Here is an 18,088-nt window from a genome sequence, read left to right as displayed (position 1 = left end):
CCCGGACGCATAGCTCAGCGGGAGAGCGTTCCCTTCACACGGGAGAGGTCCAAGGTTCGATCCCTTGTGCGTCCACCATTCTGTCGGCAGCCTGCTCCCTGAAGCCAGTCATTTGCCGCGAAGCGATTGCCGGATCCGATGCCCCCTCAAAAGCTCGTCGTTCTCATCGCCAGCCTGACCGGAGGCGCGATCGGCCTGTTTGCGCCGGTGGGTGTGGTGAAATGGCTGCTGCAGACCGAGCCCGAGGATGCCGGAATCCTGACGCTGTTCTTCCTGCCGGTCTGGTGCCTGATTGTGGTCGCGGGACTGTTGAGCGGCCGCAGGCTGGGATGGCTCGCGACCGGCGGCAAGCGGGCGCTGCACAGATAGGGTAATTGATCGGCTACGCCGTCAAATCCCGAGTAGCCAAACCGCGACCACGGTCCCGAGCACGGCCAGACCGGAGATCGTCCAGCCCGTCGCGTAAACCGCACCATCGGATTCCGGCCTGTCCACCATTGTATCGTGCCAGTGGGTCATGACAGCCTCCTTGGGGGTGCCTCTGGTGGTTAAGTCTGCGCCAGCGGCGCGAGGTTCAACCCATCGACAATAATCGCGAGCTGGCCCGCAGGTTCCCGGCCCCGTCGCCGCGACCATCTTGCGCCGCACCAATGCCACCGCATCGCAGAGCCGATGGAATTCGGCGAAATTTCCGTGGGCGCCGCGCGCTTCGCTCTTGCGCCCTGCGCCTTCGTGCTGGTGAGTGGTGACGTCCGGGAAGACCGCCCCTGCCGACTTAACGTGGAGCCACTGTGAGCGCGAAGAACCTGCGAATTGCCACGTGGAATATCGCATCGAACAAGGACTACGGTGCGATTGCTGCAAGGATGGCGGAGTTGGACATCGATATTGGCGCGTTGCAGGAAGTATCGCTCGATCCGGCGGCCGACCTGCCGGTCCTGTTTGGCGGCGGGCCGGGAAATACCTCCGGCTATTGCTGGCACTTCACGCCTGCCCTTGTTCCGGAGCAGCTGGGCGGCGGCAAACCGGAATATTATGGGCTGGCGATCCTATCCAGGATTCCGCTGTCCCGAACGGCCGCGTTTCAACTGGGTCCGGCGAATACCGGTTCAGCGGTCGATGCCGAAAGCGAGCCGCGTATCCTGCAGATCGGTGCGCTGGCGCTGGAGCGGCCGGTATTCATCGGCAACACCCATCTCGCCGCCACCGCAGACTGGTCGTCGTCCGCGGTGCGGCGATCGCAAGCCGGGAAGATTGCCGGCATGCTGCGGCCGCTGGCAGCGCAGGGGCCGTTGATCCTGTGCGGCGATTTCAATGCAGAGCCGTCGAGCAGCGATCTGGCGGAGCTACGGCAGACGCTGCCCTATTTCTATTCGAGCACCGAAAGGACCTACCTCGAGGACCATGGCCGGCCGCCGATCGATTTCTTCTGCTCGTCTGCCGCGCTCGAAGCGAAGGTTTCCGTCGTCCCCGCGGACGGCTTGTCGGATCACAACATCGTTGTCGCGACCTGCTCCGGACTCGGCAGCCGCGCCTGACGCCGGGCTTCCGGCCGGCGCGCATCAATGAACGTTCAACGGCTGTCGAGCCACGCCGGCAATTCGGCGGCTGAGCCGAGGACCGCATCGGCATGGGGAGCAAGGACTGCCGACGGCGCCGGGCCGGTCAGGACACCGATGGCGACCGCGCCGGCTGCACGGGCGGCGGCAAGGTCGTGAACGGAATCGCCGACCACGGCGATTTCCGAAGCAGCCACAGCGGCGGCCTGCGCGAAGGCAAGCACCGGTCCGGGGTCCGGCTTGGCGCCAAAGCCGGAATCATATCCGGCGACGAACTCCAGAACTCCATCCAGGCCAAGCTTGCGCGCGTGAGCGCGCGCGGTGATTTCGGCGTCATTGGTGACCAGGCCGAGCCGATAGCCCCGGGCGGCGAGCGAGGCCAGCAGCGTCCCGGGATCGCCGATCGCCGTCAGATGCCGGGTGGTCGCGTCGCACAGCAGTCGATCGATCTCGGCAAACAACGTCGCGTTCGCAGGCCGCCCGAGCGCCGTCGCCCAAAGCACGCCATAGACGCTGGTCGGCTCGGCGATGAGCGGAGAATCCGGCAGCAGCCGCGGGCCGTCTTCGACAAAACGGCTCGCCGTCACCAGCCGCTGGTAGGCGGCGGCGTCGTTGCCTGAAAGTTGCTGCATCACCTCCCGAACCGCCGGGCCGAAGCTGCGCTGGAAGTCGACGAGGGTGCCATCCTTGTCGAACAGGATCGCGCGGATCGGCCCGGCCTTACCGGATTGCGTCATGTGCGATGGCTTTTCCCGAGGCAGCGTGGCGGTGCGACAAGTCTCAGCCTTCGAACCTAACGCCGATCCGGCGTTCCTTGCGCCAGACCACACGGCACGGCCGGGTAAATTCATCGGCTTCGATGACCAGAACGAACTGCTGGGGGATTCCGACCGGACTGATGACGTCGAGCGCAGCGCCTGCCTCCGAAAGGTTGCGAACCGTGCAGGAGATGCCGGCGCCGCCGCCGAACGTTATCGTTCCAGCCTTCAATACGCGGTGCCTTACCGCCTTCCGTCCCTCATCCATCGCCTTCGTCCGATATGAAGAAAATGTTACAGCGACCGCTCGCGCACAGTTGCGACTGACCCGCAGTTGCGACTGACCCCAACGCAATGCATCCACCATGATGCACGCAAATCACGATCGATCAATTCCATATTGAAACGGCAGCGGTCGCCATCCGCTTCATGGGAAAAGGCCGCTGCTGCGGTCCGAAGAACGCAGCAGCGGTCATTTTGGTTTGAGAAAGGATAGCGGATCGACAGCCACGTTAACTCCGCACCCCGACCGATCATGTAGCTCGAAGTCCTTTACGGAGACTTGCGGGAAGCTTCCGAAAGGCCGAGCGTCGCGACGAACTTCAGAGGGTTCAGGTGGTGGCGATGCCGTCTTCCGTGACGGTGCGGTTTCGGCCGGATCGTTTTGCTGCAAAAAACCGTCCACACTTATGGCAACGGAGCCGAACTTCCACTAGTCTCCCGCCGTCCCGGCCCGTCGCATTTCCAAAAAATTTCATCGACGGATTCATCGATCTTTTGATCGTCATTTTGAATGGATGGATTTCCAGTGCGCTACCACGATCAATTCACGTCACAGGGCATGCGTTGCGTCCAACAGGTGTCGTTGCTCAAGCTCTGGGAACGGCTGCGCGGCTCTCAGGAGCTTCCTCAATTCAGCACGCTGGCGGCCGAGGACATTTCGCGATCGGTCGACAAGCTTTCAATTTGCGAGGTGGTCGACACCGGTTCAGAGCCACGCTTTCGCATCGTCAAGAGCGGCGCACAATTCGAACGTATGTACCCGGAAAGACGCGTCGGGCAGTTTCTCGACGAAACCCTGTCGCCGGCGATCAGGGATCAGGCGCTCGAACATTACAGGCGGGTGGTGGCCATTCGACAGCCATCCTTCAGCTTCACGGCGGTGCGCAAGGATGACGGTCCGATCATTCGATATGAGCGGCTGTTGCTGCCCTTCGCCTGCGACGGCTCGCATGTCGGGCGCATCGTCGGCGTCATCACGCTGTTCAGCGAGGAAAACGGTTTCGACGCCAGCGACGTGACGAGCGGACAAATCATCGAGCTGTAGCAGGCAGCCGAATTGCCTTGCCGGGAGGCGGCGATCGCACGGCCATGGAAAGCGGCATCGAGGGCGAAGTGCCGCCACCTGATGCCCTCACCGCACTGCGACGATACGCGAATCCGGATTGTCGAACACGACCCGGTTCCGGCCGCTGTTCTTCGCAGCGTAGAGCGCGCGGTCCGCAGCGGCAATCACGTCCTGCGCCGAGTTGGTGGCGCCGCCTGAAATCGCCACGCCGAAGCTTGCCGTGATGGCCCTGGCTTCGCTGCCGAGGTCGACAGGTGAGACGGCGATGGCCTGGCGCAGGCGTTCGGCGGTCTTGCTGATGGTTTCAAACGTGGCGTCCACGATGATGATCAGAAACTCTTCGCCTCCATACCGGCCGAGTTGATCGCTTTGGCGAAGTGCTCCCGTGAGGCGACGCGTCACCTCCGTCAGGGCTTCATCGCCCGCCGCATGTCCCAAGGCATCGTTGATAAGCTTGAAATGATCGATATCGACCATGATCATTCCAACCGATTTATGCGTCCTGGCTGCGTCTGCGAAGGCCCGCTCCGCCAGCCGCATGATGGCGCCGCGGTTGAACACTCCCGTCAAGGCATCATGGCTTGCGGACTGTTCGAGCTTTCGCCCCTCCTCCACCAGTTGGCGGTTGCGCTCGATGATCTTCTCAAAGAGACGGCTCTTCTCGATGACCAGCGAGATCTGATTGGCGATCTGCCGGAAGACGGTCTGGTGCACGTCCCGATAGGTATTCTTTTCACGACTTGTGAAGAACAGGAATCCGATCGGCCGATGGCCGACGATAAGCGGACAGGTAAGACTGGAACGTCCCCCTTCCAGAACGATCCGCCGGGTCGAATCCGAATCGGGCTTGGCTTCCAGGTAGCTTTCCAGGTCATTGATGATACGTGGCTGGCCCGTGAGCAGGACCTGCTCCAGGCTGCTACCGGCCAGGGGCCGGGAGTATCCCGCCGTGACCTGGGCCGGGCCAAGCTGCGAACGGGCCCAAAAAGCGGTCAGGCCGGCACCGTCATCCGACAGAAACGCGCAGCCGATACGGTCGTACGGGATCAGCCCGGCGAAAGCGTCGAAGATGCGGTTCAGGACGTCTTCCAGCGAGATGCCCTGTTCCACCGTCTGGACCAGATCGACCAGTTGGAGAAGCTCCCGCTCCCGCCGGGCCAGCGCGTCCGCAAGGAGTTGCAGCTCCCGCGCGAGCCGGGCCAGCGGATCGGAATTGTCGGGACAGAGCTCGGGAACCGAGCGGCCGCTTCGCAGCTGCGTGACCCAGGCGGCGTACGCATCCACCCGTTCCCGTACCTTGTCGGTATCGGCAAGCTCGTCTGCCATCGCTGCTGGTCCACTGGGATCAATGGCAGGATTGAGCTAAAGAGCTAACTTTCAGTGAATTGGGGCTCTAAAAATGGCTGGTTGGTCCCGTCGCGATCTGGACGTTCACCCGACCTCATGTTCGGTTTCCGCCGTTTTGGCTTCATCCTACCCCAGCCCGATATCCCCGAGCCGCCCGGCCAGCCAGGCGGATTGGGCCTGGTCGACCACGCCGCCGACATAGACCTCCGAGGCGACACTCGTCTTTCCCAGCACCAGATAGAGCCCGATCCCGTAGGCGAACCACAAATGCGGATCGGTCAGCGCGCGGAGCTTGTGCCGGTCGTGATCCGGCGGCTGATGATTGGATGTCTTGCGTACTTCGATCGCGAGCAGATTGTTGGGAATCTCGCGCTGGTGCACCACGATGTCGGGATAGACGGACTTTCCGAACTCGTCGTCGGTCGAGACGATCGTGCCATGCGGCATTCGCAGCCTGCGCTCGCCGAGCCGGTTGTAATCACAGTCGACGTTCCATCCCGAAAACTGCTTTTCGAGATGCACCGCCAGCCGGTGCGTCAGCGTACGCTCGCCGACGTCCTTCGCGAACAGAAAGGCCTCGTCCGCATAGAATGCCCGAAGCGCGGCTACAACCTTGTTCAACTCGCCTTGCATGTGGCCTCCGACAGGAACACTCTAGCGCCCGACCGGAAATGCATCGAGCCTTTTCAGACTCTATGACAACTTAAAGGCGATTTGCAGTTCCGCCCTCTACATCTGCACTTCGATCAGCCGCGGTCCCTGTTCGGCGACGCCTTCGGCCAGCGCCTTGACGAAGTCGTCCGATGTGGTGACGGCGCGGCCGGGAACCCCCATGCCCTTGGCGAGCGCGACCCAGTCGAGCGTGGGGCGGTCGATCCTGAGCATGTCCTGGGCGCGCTGACCGGGCTCGCCGGCGCCGACGCCGTCGAATTCGCCGCGCAGGATCTGATAGATGCGGTTGGCGAACACGATGGTGAGGACGTTGAGGCCTTCGCGGGCCTGCGTCCACAGCGATTGCAGCGTGTACATCGCGCTGCCGTCGCCGACCATGCAGATCACCTTGCGGTCCGGGCAGGCCACCGCCGCCCCGGTCGCGACCGGCGTCGAGAAACCGATCGAGCCGCCCATGTTCTGCAGCCAGTCGTGCGGATGGGCCGCAGCAGTCGGCGGAAAGAAGCCGCGGCCGGTGGTGACGGATTCGTCGACCACGATGGCGTTTTCCGGGATCGCCATCGCGATCGCCTGCGCGATCGAGGCATGCGTCAGCGGACCGCTCGGCTTCGCCAGCTCGACCAGGGCCTGCGGTCTTGCATCCTGCGGCCTGGCGCCGAGCGCGGAAGCCAGCGCCTCCAGGGCCGCGACCGAGTTCTCGCCGCCCGAGGTCATGCGATGGACCTCGCAGCCCTCCGGCTTGAGCAGGCTCGGCTTGTTCGGGTAGGCGAAGAACGCCACGGGATCGTTGGCCTCGACCAGCACGATATGCTTGAAATCCTTCAGGATCGGCAGCGCCTGCTCGATCACGTAGGGGATCCGGTCGATCGAGAACCGCCCCCGCCCGCGCGCCATCCGCGGATTGTAGGTCTGGCCCATCACCTTGCAGCCGGTCTTGCCGGCGATCTGTGCCGCCAGCGCCAGGCCCTGCTCGGTCAGCGCATTGCCGGTCAATAGCAGCAGCGTCTGCGCGCCGCCGCGCAGCACCTTCGCGGCATTGTCGACGGCCTGCGACGAGTAGCTGGCGCGCTGGGATTCTTCCGGCACCTGGGCGATGCCATCGGCCTCGTTCCATGCGGTGTCGGCGGGCAGGATCAGCGTGGCAATCTGCGGCGGGGAGCTCCTGGCCGCGGCAATCGCGGCGGCGCCGTCCGTGGCGACCGACTTCGCGTCCGGCGAAGTTCGCACCCAGGACGACATCGGCCGCGCCAGGCCTTCGATGTCGGAGGTCAGCGGCGCGTTGAATCCGATATGATAGACCGCGTGCTGGCCGACGATATTGACGATGCCGGAATTCGCCTTCTTGGCGTTGTGCAGATTGGCAAGGCCGTTGGCGAGGCCGGGGCCGAGATGCAGCAGGGTGGAAGCCGGCGAGCCCTTCATGCGGAAATAGCCATCGGCCGCCCCCGTCACCACGCCCTCGAACAGGCCGAGCACGCAGCGCATGCCCTCGACCCGGTCCAGTGCGGCGACAAAATGCATCTCCGAGGTGCCGGGATTGGCGAAGCAGACGTCAACACCGCCTGCGACCAATGTCCGCACCAGACTTTCCGCACCGTTCATCATTCACTCCCGTTCGCGATCGTTTCTTGAAGCATCTCCTTGAGGATCAATCATTCCTGGCGGGTTTCGTCAAAGCTTTCGCGGACATTGCTGCCATCGCGCAACAGGCGGGTGCTTTTTTAACCGCAGTGTTTGAAAATCAGGCGCTCACGGGCTCGTTGCTTGCGAAACAGCGCCAGTTGTGGCCTGTCTCGCCGGGAACGGGATTTTTCGCGGGGAAGATGATGATCCGGGCTTTTGCTTTGCTGGTTGCGGCTGCGACATTGCTGACGGGCGCCGGTCATGCCCAGGCCGAGGGTTTCGACATACGCGATATCATGGGCGGCGGACCCAGTTTCGGCGCCGGCGGCTCCAGCCCGATTCGGCGGCAGACCGTGAGCTTTTCCGGCAATTATGCGCCCGGCACCATCTACATCGACACCGCCGAGCGGCGGCTTTACCTCGTGCTGCCCAATGGCCAGGCGCTACGCTACGGCATCGGCGTCGGCCGCGACGGTTTCCGCTGGTCAGGCACCCACCGCATTTCGGCAAAGAAGGAATGGCCGAGCTGGACGCCGCCCTCGCAGATGCTGAGGCGGCGGCCCGATCTGCCGCGCCACATGGCCGGCGGCGTCGACAACCCGCTCGGGGCGCGGGCGATGTATCTGGGCTCGACGCTCTACCGCATCCACGGCTCGAACGAGCCGGAGACGATCGGCCAGGCCGTATCCTCCGGCTGCTTCCGCATGACCAACGACGACGTGGCCGATCTCTACAGCCGCGTTTCCGTCGGCACCCCGGTGGTCGTGAAGAACTAGGCTTCGCTGAAGCGTGGGAACCTGTCCGGTTCACTCGATCAAGCCTTGCGCACACCCTCCGATTGCGGCAGCGTCGCTTCAATGAGCGCCCTCGATCGGTCTTGGCATTTTTTCCGGATAGTTGCGGTCATCCTAGCCGGCAGCGGATTTGAGGCCATCGTCTGGCCGCCCGTTGCTTGGGCCGAAATTCCCGCGATCGCCTCGCGCCAGCGCGCCGAAAAGAAGACCTTCACCGATGCCGAGATCATCGACGGCTTCCTCAAGACCGCCTTCGGCGCCGAATACCATCTCGCCGGCCGGGTCGACCGGATCCGGAAATATCACGCGCCGGTGCGTGTGTTCGCCGACGGCAATCGGTCGGATCGCAAGGCCCAGCTTGCAAAGATCGTCGCCGATATAGCGAGGCGCGTTCAGCACCTCGATATCGCCATGGCCGACGCCGGCGACGCCGCCAATGTCCGGGTCAAGATGGTGCGCGAACGCGATCTCAATCGCACCATCTCGACATTCTACGGCAGCGAACGAGCCCGCGAGATTCGCGGCTCACTCGATCCGCAGTGCCTGTCCGGCTTTCGCAAGAATGAAAAATTCGAGATCGAGCATTCCGACGTGATCCTCACGGTCGACAATGGCGATTTCACCTTTTTCGATTGCGCCTATGAGGAGCTGCTGCAGTCGCTGGGGCCGATCAACGACACCGCTACGGTGCCGTGGACCATGTTCAACGACAACGTCTCGATGGGGTTCTTCGACGTCTACGACCAGTACATCCTCAACCTGCTGTACGACCCACGCATCAAGGCCGGCATGACGGTGGCGGAGGTCAAGGAAGTGCTGCCGGAGGTGCTGGCGGACGTCCGGACATGGGTGAGAAAGGTCAACACTCTGCCGGAGTGATGCTCCCTGCCGTCATTGCGAGGAGCCAACGGCTCGCAATGACGGAGGATATGCCTTCGCCCGGCTCTATGCCGTTTTGTCAAACAGCTCGCGCCCGATCAGCATGCGGCGGATTTCGCTGGTGCCGGCGCCGATCTCGTAGAGCTTGGCGTCGCGCAACAGCCGGCCGGTCGGATAATCGTTGATGTAGCCGTTGCCGCCGAGCAGCTGGATGGCGTCGAGCGCGCATTGCGTCGCCTTTTCCGCAGCATAGAGAATGGCGCCGGCGGCGTCCTCGCGCGTGGTCTCGCCGCGGTCGCAGGCCTTCGCCACCGCGTAAACATAGGCGCGGGACGCATTCATCGTGGTGTACATGTCGGCGATCTTGCCCTGCACCAGCTGGAAGGTGCCGATCGGCTGGCCGAACTGCTTGCGCTCGTGCACGTAAGGCAGCACCACGTCCATGCACGCCTGCATGATGCCGAGCGGGCCCGCCGCCAGCACCGCGCGCTCATAGTCGAGGCCGGACATCAGCACGTTGACGCCGCGGCCGACCTCGCTCAGCACGTTTTCCTCCGGCACTTCGCAATTGTCGAACACCAGCTCGCAGGTGTCGGAGCCGCGCATGCCGAGCTTGTCGAGCTTCTGCGCGGTGGAAAACCCCTTCATGCCCTTTTCGATGATGAAGGCGGTCATGCCGCGCGGACCGGCGCCGGGATCGGTCTTGGCATAGACCACCAGCGTATCGGCGACCGGGCCGTTGGTGATCCACATCTTGCTGCCGTTGATGACGAAGCGGTCGCCCTTCTTTTCGGCGCGGGTCGTCATCGACACCACGTCGGAGCCGGCGCCCGGCTCCGACATTGCCAATGACCCGACATGCTCGCCGGAAATCAGCTTGGGCAGGTATTTCCGCTTCTGCGCCTCGTTGCCGTTGCGGCGGATCTGGTTGACGCACAGGTTCGAATGCGCACCATAGGACAGGCCGACCGCCGCCGAGGCGCGGGATATTTCCTCGACCGCGATGCAATGCTCCAGATATCCCAAGCCCGATCCGCCATATTCCTCCTCGACGGTGATCCCGTGCAGACCGAGCGCGCCGATCTTCGGCCACAGGTCGCGGGGAAACTGGTTGCTGCGGTCGATTTCGGCGGCGCGCGGCGCGATCTCGTTGGACGAGAAAGCTTGCACGGTTTCGCGGATGGCGTCCGCGGTTTCGCCGAGATCGAAATTGAAGATCCGGTACGCGTTGGGGATCATGGTCGGGCTGCCTCCGGGCAAATGGCGCTGGTGCTGACGCAGAGCCTTATTCTTTGGAAATAACCTTGTCACGGGCCAAAGATGCTGAGAAGGGGCCTTCCGCCCACTTGGCATGCCACGCGGCGGATTACGGCAAACTCGCCCTTGCCCTGACGCGCGCAACGGGATGTAATTCGCCCAATAATCGCCCTCCTGAGCCAATCACGGAGGGTAGACGGGATGATGGAACAACAAGGAGAGGTCCGATGCACGGAACAATCGATCATGCCGAGGATTCCCATCTGAGGGCCGCTTCCGACAAGGCATGGTCCGTTCCGCTCGCGGAAATCGACGTCAGCCAGCCCGAACTGTTCAGGACCGATTCGTTCTGGCCGTATTTCGACCGGCTGCGCCGGGAAGACCCGGTGCACTACTGCAAGGACAGCATGTTCGGGCCGTACTGGTCGGTGACCAAATACAACGACATCATGGACATCGAGACCAACCATGCGGTGTTCTCATCGGCGGCTTCGCTCGGCGGCATCACCATCCGCGACGTCGCTCCCGACCTGCGCCGCGAAAGTTTCATCGCCATGGATCAGCCGCGCCACTCGGCCCAGCGCAAGACCGTGGCGCCGATGTTCACGCCGACGCACCTCGACCAGCTCGCGATCAACATCCGCAAGCGCTCGGCCGAGTGCCTCGACAACCTGCCGAAGAACGAGGTGTTCGACTGGGTCGACAAGGTCTCGATCGAACTGACCACACAGATGCTCGCGGTGCTGTTCGACTTCCCCTGGGAGGACCGCCGCAAGCTGACGCGCTGGTCCGACATCGCCACCACGCTTCCCGGGCCTGACGGCCTGGTCGCGACCGAAGAAGACCGCCAGGTCGAACTGCTGGAATGCGCGACGTACTTTGCGAAACTCTGGAAGGAGCGCATCAACCAGCCGCCGAAGAGCGACCTGTTGTCGATGATGGCGCACAGCGACGCCACCCGCGACATGGACCCGAAGAATTTCCTCGGCAACCTGATCCTGTTGATCGTCGGCGGCAACGACACCACCCGCAACACGCTGTCGGGCAGCGTCTATGCCCTGAACAAGAATCCGGATCAGTACAAGAAGCTGCGCGAAAACCCTGACCTGATCGACAGTTTCGTGCCGGAGGTGATCCGCTGGCAGACGCCGCTGGCGCATATGCGCCGGACTGCGCTCGAGGACTTCGAATTCCGCGGCCGGCAGATCAAGAAAGGCGACAAGGTCGTGATGTGGTACGTCTCGGGCAACCGCGACGACGAGATCATCGACCGTCCCTACGACTTCATCATCGACCGGGCCCGGCCGCGCACCCATCTCTCGTTCGGCTTCGGCATCCACCGTTGCGTCGGGATCAGGCTGGCCGAGCTGCAACTCAGGATCATCTGGGAAGAAATCCTCAAGCGTTTCGACAATATTGAGGTGGTCGGCGAGCCCAAGCGGGTGTATTCGAGCTTCGTCAAGGGTTACGAGACCCTGCCGGTGCGGATTGCCGGCTGATTTCGACTGCTTCCATTTGGGATCGATCAACAATGAATATTCGGACATCCGTGAAAGCCGATAAAGCCGAACTTCAGCGCCTGGCGCGCGAAGAGGCCTATTCCACGCCGCTGAAGGATTTTCATCCCGGCGCGCCACGGCTGTTCCAGAACGATACGCTGTGGCCCTGGTTCGAACGGCTGCGCAAGGAAGAGCCGGTGCACTACTGCACCAATGCGCCGATCGAGCCCTATTGGTCGGTCACCAAGTACAACGACATCATGCATGTCGACACCAATCACGGCATCTTCTCGTCCGACGCGGCGCTCGGCGGCATCAACATCCGCGACGCCCCGGTTGGCTATGACTGGCCGAGCTTCATCGCGATGGACCAGCCAAAGCATTCGGCGCAACGCAAGACGGTGTCGCCGATGTTTACGCCGACACATCTGGATGAACTCGCAAAGCTGATCCGCGAGCGCAGCATCAAGGTGCTGGACAATCTGCCGCGCAACGAGACCTTTAATTTCGTCGATCGGGTCTCGATTGAACTGACGACGCAGATGCTGGCAACGCTGTTCGATTTCCCGTTCGAGGAGCGTCGCAAGCTGACGCGCTGGTCGGATGTCTCGACTGCGCTGCCCAAGAGCGGCGTCGTGAATTCGCCGGAGCAGCGGCGCCAGGAAATGGACGAGTGCCGGGCGTACTTCGCCAATCTCTGGAACGAGCGCGTCAATTCCGAGCCGCGCAACGACCTGATCTCGATGATGGCGCACAGCGATGCCACCCGCCACATGGATCCCGACAATCTGATGGGCAACATCGTCCTGCTCATCGTCGGCGGCAACGACACCACCCGCAACACCATGAGCGGCTCGGTGCTGGCCCTGAACGAGCACCCCGACCAGTACCAGAAGCTGCGCGACAATCCGGCGTTGATCGACAGCATGGTGCCGGAAGTGATCCGTTGGCAGACGCCGCTGGCGCATATGCGCCGCACCGCGCTGGTCGACACAGAACTCGGCGGCAAGACCATCAGGAAGGGTGACCGGGTGGTGATGTGGTACGTCTCGGGCAACCGCGACGAGGAGGGCATCGAGAGCCCCAACGAGTTCATCATCGACCGCGCCCGGCCCCGCACCCATCTGTCGTTCGGCTTCGGCATCCACCGCTGCGTCGGCATGCGGCTCGCCGAATTGCAGCTGAAGATCGTGTGGCAGGAGATGCTGAAGCGGTTCGACCGCATCGAGGTGGTCGGCGAGCCGAAGCGGGTCTATTCCAGCTTCGTCAGGGGCATCGAGTCGTTGCCGGTACGCATACCTGCATGAACAGACCGGCCTTGATCGCCGGCTTTGACCAGCCTATCCACGGCGCAGGGTTTTAACCGCGCCGCGGGCTGCCATACGCCCTCGATCCACCAGCCGAGTTCAGATGACCGCAACCGAACACCACGACGATTATGCCGATATCCGCGACGCTGTCGCCAAGCTCTGCGCCCAGTTTCCCGGCGAATACTGGCGCAAGCTCGACCGCGAGATGGCCTACCCCAAGGCTTTCGTCGATGCGCTGACCGAGGCCGGCTATCTCTCGGTCCTGATCCCCGAGGAATATGGCGGCGCCGGACTGAAGCTGTCGGCCGCGGCCGCGATCCTCGAGGAGATCCAGCGCGCCGGATGCAACGGCGGCGGCTGCCACGCCCAGATGTACACCATGGGCACGCTGCTGCGGCACGGCAGCGACGAGCAGAAGGCCAAGTGGCTGCCGAAGGTCGCCACCGGCGAGTTGCGGCTGCAGGCGTTCGGCGTCACCGAGCCGACCAGCGGCACCGACACCTCCTCGCTGAAGACTTTTGCCAAGCGCGACGACAACGGCGACTACATCGTCAACGGCCAGAAGATCTGGACCAGCCGCGCCGAATATTCCGACCTGATGATCCTTTTGGCGCGCACCACGCCGAAGGAGAAATCCAAGAAGCGCACCGACGGCCTGTCGGTGTTCATCGTCGACATGAAGGCGGCGAAGGGCAACGGGCTCACGATCAGCCCGATCCGCACCATGATGAACCACGCCACGACGGAAGTGTTCTTCACCGACATGCGGGTGCCGGCCGAAAACCTGATCGGCGAGGAAGGCAAGGGCTTTCGCTACATCCTCTCCGGCATGAACGCCGAACGCATCCTGATCGCGTCGGAATGCATCGGCGACGCCAAATGGTTCATCGCCAAGGCCAGCGCCTACGCCAAGGAGCGCAGCGTGTTCGGCCGCCCGATCGGCCAAAATCAGGGCATCCAGTTTCCGATCGCCAAGTCCTATGCGGCGATGCGCGCCGCCGAGCTGATGGTGCGGGAAGCCACCCGCAAATACGAGGCCGGGCTCGACTGCGGCGCCGAAGCCAATATGGCCAAGATGCTGGCGGCCGACGCTTCCTGGGAAGCGGCGAACGCCTGCGTGCAGACCCATGGCGGCTTCGGCTTCGCGGAAGAATACGACGTCGAACGCAAATTCCGCGAGACCCGGCTCTACCAGGTCGCGCCGATCTCGACCAATCTGATCCTGTCTTACGTCGCCGAGCACGTGCTCGGCATGCCCCGCTCCTACTGAGAACGTCCGATGCTGCCGCTCGAAGGACTGACCGTCATCGCCGTCGAACAGGCGGTCGCCGCCCCGTTCTGCAGCTCGCGGCTGGCGGATGCCGGCGCCCGTGTCATCAAGGTGGAGCGGCCGGAGGGCGACTTCGCCCGCGGCTACGACGCCGCGGCGAAGGGACAGAGCAGCTATTTCGTCTGGCTCAACCGCGGCAAGGATTCCGTGGTGATCGACCTCGCCACCAGGGAAGGCCGCGCCTCACTCGAAGAACTGATCGCCGGCGCCGACGTCCTGCTGCAGAACCTCAAGCCGGGCTCGATGGACAAGCTCGGCTTCTCGCTGGAACGCCTGAGGAAGGACTACCCGGCGCTGATCTGCTGCACCATCTCCGGTTACGGCGACGACGGCCCCTACGCCGACCGCAAGGCCTATGACCTCCTGATCCAGGCCGAGAGCGGGCTGGCCTCGATCACCGGCGGACCGGAAGGACCGTCGCGGGTCGGCATCTCGGTCGTCGATATCGCCACCGGCGCCACCGCGCATGCCTCGATCCTCGAGGCCTTGATCGCGCGCGGCCGCACCGGCAAGGGCGCCGACATCCGGATATCGATGTTCGACGTCATGGCCGACTGGCTGGCGGTGCCGCTGCTCAATTCGGAAGCCGGCAATCCGCCGAAGCGGATGGCGCTGGCCCATCCCTCGATCGCGCCCTACGGGGTCTTCCAGTCGAAGGATGGCAAGGGAATCCTGATCTCGATCCAGAGCGAGCGCGAATGGAAAAAACTCTGCGCCGACGTGCTCGATAAGCCCGACCTGCCGAACGATCCCCGCTTCGCCAACATGGTCGAGCGCGTCCGCAACCGCGCGCTCACCGACAAGGCGGTCGGCGACAGCTTTGCCGCCATGACCCGCGAAAATCTCCTGAAACGCCTGGCGGATGCCGACATTGCGTTTGCCGAGGTCAACACCATGGCCGATCTGGCCGTGCATCCGCATCTGCGGCGTATCGAGGTCGATACGCCGAACGGCAAAGTGACCTATGCCGCGCCCGCCGCGATCTTCGTCGGTGAGCCGCGTCACTACGGCGCCGTTCCCGGCATCGGCGACCACGGCGAACTTCCGAAAATCCCTCGCGCCCGGGCCACATCATCATGACCGAAGCCATCGCCGAAAAACTCGATATCGACCGCCTGCGGCAATGGATCGGCCGCACCGAGGAGGCGTCCGACATCGTCACCGCGCAACTGGTGAAGGGCCTGCGCGCCACGCTGTTCCAGGAGATCGGCAAGCCGAAGCCGGGCGACGCGGCGCCGTGGACCGTGCATTGGTGCCTGGCACAGCCGGTGTACCCGATGTCCGAACTGAGCCAAGACGGCCACCCGACCCGCGGCGGCTTCCTGCCGCCGGTGCCGCTGCCGCGCCGGATGTGGGCCGGCGGCGAACTCGAGTTTTTCGAACCGCTCCGGGTCGGCGATGAAGCCAAGCGAACTTCGCGGATATCCGACGTGACGATGAAGAGCGGCAGCAGCGGCGTGCTGTGCTTCGTCTCGGTCGAACACCTGATCACGACACAGCGCGGCACCGCGATCCGCGAGCGGCAGGATATCGTCTATCGCGACATGTCGACCGCGCAGCCGGCGGCGCCAGCCAAGGCCCCACCACCGCCACCCGTCGCGAAATACCGCGAAAGCCACATGGCCGATCCCGTGCTGCTGTTCCGCTATTCGGCGCTGACCTTCAACGGCCACCGCATCCATTACGACCGCGATTACGTCACCAGGGTGGAGGGTTATCCGGGTCTCGTCTTCCACGGCCCGATGCAGGCGGCCTTCATCGTCGAACTCGCCGCCAGGCTTCACGGCGGCAAGGCGCCGAAGAAATTCAGCTATCGCGGCGTGCAGCCGCTGTTCGAAGGCAGCGAGTTCTCCATCAACGCCAACGACACCGCTGCCGGCATGGAGCTGTGGACCGCGAATTCGGCAGGTCAGCCGACCATGAAGGGTACCGCGACTTGGTGAAGTTCGAGGACGTCATTCCGGGCTGGCGCGCTGGCACCAGACCTCAGATGTGCAATTGCACATCGGGGAATCTCGAGATTCCGGGTTCGATGCTTCGCATCGCCCCGGAATGACAGATTAATCCTCTGAGGACCCGACAATGTCCCGCAAGCCCGCCAAAACCACTTCGGCATCGGTCAGCGTCAAGCAGGCCACGCTGGATCTGTTGCGGGCATTCGGAATCAAGAAGGTGTTCGGCAATCCCGGCTCGACCGAATTGCCGTTCCTCAGCGACTGGCCAGGCGACATCGACTATGTGCTGGGCTTGCAGGAAGCCTCCGTCATCGGCATGGCCGATGGATATGCGCAAGCCACCCGCAATGCCGGCTTCGTCAATCTGCATTCCGCCGCCGGCGTCGGCAATGCGCTCGGCAATATCTACACCGCGCACCGCAACCAGACCCCGCTGGTGATCACGGCTGGCCAGCAGGCGCGCTCGATCCTGCCGCTGCAGGCCTTTCTCTATGCCGAGCGCGCGTCGGAATTTCCGCGGCCCTACGTCAAATACAGCGTCGAGCCGGCGCGGGCCGAGGACGTCCCGGCCGCAATCGCGCGTGCCTATTACGTCGCGATGCAGCCGCCCTGCGGTCCTACCTTCGTCTCGGTGCCGATCGACGATTGGACCCACGTCACGCAGCCGGTGAAAGCGCGCAGCGTCAGCCGCGAGCTCGGCCCCGACCCGAGCGCGATGAAGGCGCTCGCCGAAGCGCTCGCCGGCAGCAAGCGCCCTGCCCTGGTGGTCGGCCCCGGCGTCGATCGCGCGCAGGCGGTCGACCTGATGGTGAAGGTTGCGGAGAAGGCGAGAGCGTCCGTCTGGGTCAGCCCGTTTTCGGCGCGCTGCAGTTTCCCGGAGCGGCATCCGCAATTCGCAGGCTTCCTGCATGCCTCGCCGTCGCAGCTCTCGGATGCCCTGCGCGAGCATGATCTGGTGGTGGTGATCGGCGCGCCGGTCTTCACCTTTCATGTCGAAGGCCACGCCGCGATCTTCGACGGCGCCACCACCATCTTCCAGATCACCGACGATGCGGATGCGGCTTCGGTATCGCCACTGGGCACCAGCATCATCGCGACCATGAAGCCGGCGCTGGCGATGCTGCTGGAATGGCTGCCCGAGACCAAGCGCGCGATTCCGGCGGGGCGCATTTTGCCGCCCGCGCCGCAAGCCGGCGATCCGATCCCGGTCGAATATCTGCTGCACGCGCTCTCGTCGGTCATGCCCGGCGACGCCGTGCTGGTGGAGGAAGCCCCGTCGCATCGCCCGGCGATGCAGAAATTCATGCCGATGCGCGGACAGGACAGCTTTTACACCATGGCGAGCGGCGGCCTCGGCTACAGCCTGCCCGCCGCGGTCGGCATGGCGCTCGGCCGCCCCGGCTGCAGGACAGTCTGCCTGATCGGCGACGGCTCGGCGATGTATTCGATCCAGGCGCTGTGGACCGCGGCGCAGCGCAAGCTGCCGCTGACGATCGTGGTGATCAACAATGCCGGCTATGGTGCGATGCGCTCGTTCAGCCAGGTCATGCAGGTGCGCAACGTGCCCGGCCTCGACCTGCCCGGTATCGATTTCGTCAAGATCGCCGAGGGCATGGGCTGCGACGCCGTGCGCGTCAGCCAGTCGTCCGAACTTGCGCCCGCGCTCAGGCGCGGCCTGGCGCATGACGGCGTCAGCCTGATCGAGGTGATGGTGGATTCGGCGGTGCCGCTGCTCTACGCGCAGAAGGGCTGAAGTA

18 protein-coding genes and 1 tRNA gene are annotated in these 18,088 nt (G+C 63.7%); 12 read left to right on the top strand and 7 right to left on the bottom strand.

Going from position 1 to position 18,088, the window contains the following annotated elements:
• Positions 1-3: 3 nt before the first annotated feature.
• Positions 4-78: transfer RNA gene (locus KMZ68_RS05975), tRNA-Val, on the top strand.
• Positions 79-138: 60 nt separating this feature from the next.
• Complete coding sequence (locus KMZ68_RS05970) at positions 139-369, top strand: hypothetical protein (RefSeq protein WP_215614921.1); 231 nt, start codon at positions 139-141, stop codon at positions 367-369.
• Between the two features lie 21 nt (positions 370-390).
• Here the strand turns inward: KMZ68_RS05970 and KMZ68_RS26095 are convergent, their stop codons facing one another.
• Positions 391-519, bottom strand: coding sequence for a hypothetical protein (locus KMZ68_RS26095; protein ID WP_256443696.1), 129 nt, complete (start codon positions 517-519; stop codon positions 391-393).
• 272 nt (positions 520-791) lie between these two features.
• Here KMZ68_RS26095 and KMZ68_RS05965 point away from each other — a divergent pair, with 272 nt between their 5' ends.
• A complete protein-coding gene (locus KMZ68_RS05965; protein WP_215614920.1) occupies positions 792-1,538 on the top strand; it encodes an endonuclease/exonuclease/phosphatase family protein in 747 nt (248 codons plus the stop codon).
• Positions 1,539-1,573: 35 nt separating this feature from the next.
• Here KMZ68_RS05965 and KMZ68_RS05960 read toward each other — a convergent pair whose 3' ends face one another.
• Both KMZ68_RS05960 and KMZ68_RS05955 read right to left on the bottom strand, forming a co-directional pair.
• Positions 1,574-2,296 (bottom strand): HAD family hydrolase, encoded by a 723-nt coding sequence (locus KMZ68_RS05960; protein WP_215614919.1) that lies wholly within the window; start codon positions 2,294-2,296, stop codon positions 1,574-1,576.
• Between the two features lie 43 nt (positions 2,297-2,339).
• Entirely contained in the window at positions 2,340-2,585 is a 246-nt protein-coding gene (locus KMZ68_RS05955; RefSeq protein ID WP_215614918.1) for a PilZ domain-containing protein, read from the bottom strand.
• 525 nt (positions 2,586-3,110) lie between these two features.
• On the opposite strand from KMZ68_RS05955, the gene KMZ68_RS05950 reads away from it, so the two are divergent.
• Positions 3,111-3,644, top strand: a complete 534-nt coding sequence (locus KMZ68_RS05950) for a hypothetical protein (RefSeq protein WP_215614917.1) — start codon at positions 3,111-3,113, stop codon at positions 3,642-3,644.
• A gap of 87 nt (positions 3,645-3,731) precedes the next feature.
• Here KMZ68_RS05950 and KMZ68_RS05945 read toward each other — a convergent pair whose 3' ends face one another.
• From KMZ68_RS05945 to KMZ68_RS05935, 3 genes are all read right to left on the bottom strand, one after another.
• Positions 3,732-4,991, bottom strand: coding sequence for a sensor domain-containing diguanylate cyclase (locus tag KMZ68_RS05945; protein WP_215614916.1), 1,260 nt, complete (start codon positions 4,989-4,991; stop codon positions 3,732-3,734).
• A gap of 147 nt (positions 4,992-5,138) precedes the next feature.
• A complete protein-coding gene (locus KMZ68_RS05940) occupies positions 5,139-5,645 on the bottom strand; it encodes a hypothetical protein (protein ID WP_215614915.1) in 507 nt (168 codons plus the stop codon).
• Positions 5,646-5,741: 96 nt separating this feature from the next.
• Positions 5,742-7,286, bottom strand: coding sequence for an acetolactate synthase large subunit (locus KMZ68_RS05935; protein WP_215614914.1), 1,545 nt, complete (start codon positions 7,284-7,286; stop codon positions 5,742-5,744).
• Between the two features lie 224 nt (positions 7,287-7,510).
• On the opposite strand from KMZ68_RS05935, the gene KMZ68_RS05930 reads away from it, so the two are divergent.
• Both KMZ68_RS05930 and KMZ68_RS05925 read left to right on the top strand, forming a co-directional pair.
• Entirely contained in the window at positions 7,511-8,083 is a 573-nt protein-coding gene (locus tag KMZ68_RS05930; protein WP_215614913.1) for a L,D-transpeptidase, read from the top strand.
• Positions 8,084-8,164: 81 nt separating this feature from the next.
• A complete protein-coding gene (locus KMZ68_RS05925) occupies positions 8,165-8,980 on the top strand; it encodes a DUF2927 domain-containing protein (RefSeq protein WP_215614912.1) in 816 nt (271 codons plus the stop codon).
• 66 nt (positions 8,981-9,046) lie between these two features.
• Here the strand turns inward: KMZ68_RS05925 and KMZ68_RS05920 are convergent, their stop codons facing one another.
• Positions 9,047-10,219, bottom strand: a complete 1,173-nt coding sequence (locus tag KMZ68_RS05920; protein WP_215614911.1) for an isovaleryl-CoA dehydrogenase — start codon at positions 10,217-10,219, stop codon at positions 9,047-9,049.
• Between the two features lie 245 nt (positions 10,220-10,464).
• Here KMZ68_RS05920 and KMZ68_RS05915 point away from each other — a divergent pair, with 245 nt between their 5' ends.
• The 6 genes from KMZ68_RS05915 to mdlC all read left to right on the top strand — a co-directional run bounded on the left by KMZ68_RS05915 (position 10,465) and on the right by mdlC (position 18,084).
• Positions 10,465-11,736 (top strand): cytochrome P450, encoded by a 1,272-nt coding sequence (locus tag KMZ68_RS05915; protein ID WP_215614910.1) that lies wholly within the window; start codon positions 10,465-10,467, stop codon positions 11,734-11,736.
• A gap of 32 nt (positions 11,737-11,768) precedes the next feature.
• Positions 11,769-13,043, top strand: coding sequence for a cytochrome P450 (locus tag KMZ68_RS05910; RefSeq protein WP_215614909.1), 1,275 nt, complete (start codon positions 11,769-11,771; stop codon positions 13,041-13,043).
• A 103-nt stretch (positions 13,044-13,146) separates the two neighbouring features.
• Entirely contained in the window at positions 13,147-14,316 is a 1,170-nt protein-coding gene (locus KMZ68_RS05905; RefSeq protein ID WP_215614908.1) for an acyl-CoA dehydrogenase family protein, read from the top strand.
• A 9-nt stretch (positions 14,317-14,325) separates the two neighbouring features.
• Positions 14,326-15,456, top strand: coding sequence for a CaiB/BaiF CoA transferase family protein (locus KMZ68_RS05900; protein ID WP_215614907.1), 1,131 nt, complete (start codon positions 14,326-14,328; stop codon positions 15,454-15,456).
• A gap of 8 nt (positions 15,457-15,464) precedes the next feature.
• On the top strand, positions 15,465-16,319 hold the full coding sequence (locus KMZ68_RS05895; RefSeq protein ID WP_215616214.1) for an FAS1-like dehydratase domain-containing protein: 855 nt from the start codon (positions 15,465-15,467) through the stop codon (positions 16,317-16,319).
• Positions 16,320-16,458: 139 nt separating this feature from the next.
• The gene (mdlC, locus tag KMZ68_RS05890; RefSeq protein WP_215614906.1) at positions 16,459-18,084 is read left to right on the top strand and encodes a benzoylformate decarboxylase; all 1,626 of its coding nucleotides are present in this window, start codon (positions 16,459-16,461) and stop codon (positions 18,082-18,084) included.
• The last annotated feature ends 4 nt before the right edge of the window (positions 18,085-18,088 follow it).

This window comes from Bradyrhizobium sediminis, assembly GCF_018736105.1.
Taxonomy (GTDB): domain Bacteria; phylum Pseudomonadota; class Alphaproteobacteria; order Rhizobiales; family Xanthobacteraceae; genus Bradyrhizobium.
Note: the sequence above shows the minus strand (reverse complement) of the source record. Positions and strands in the feature narration are given on the sequence as shown.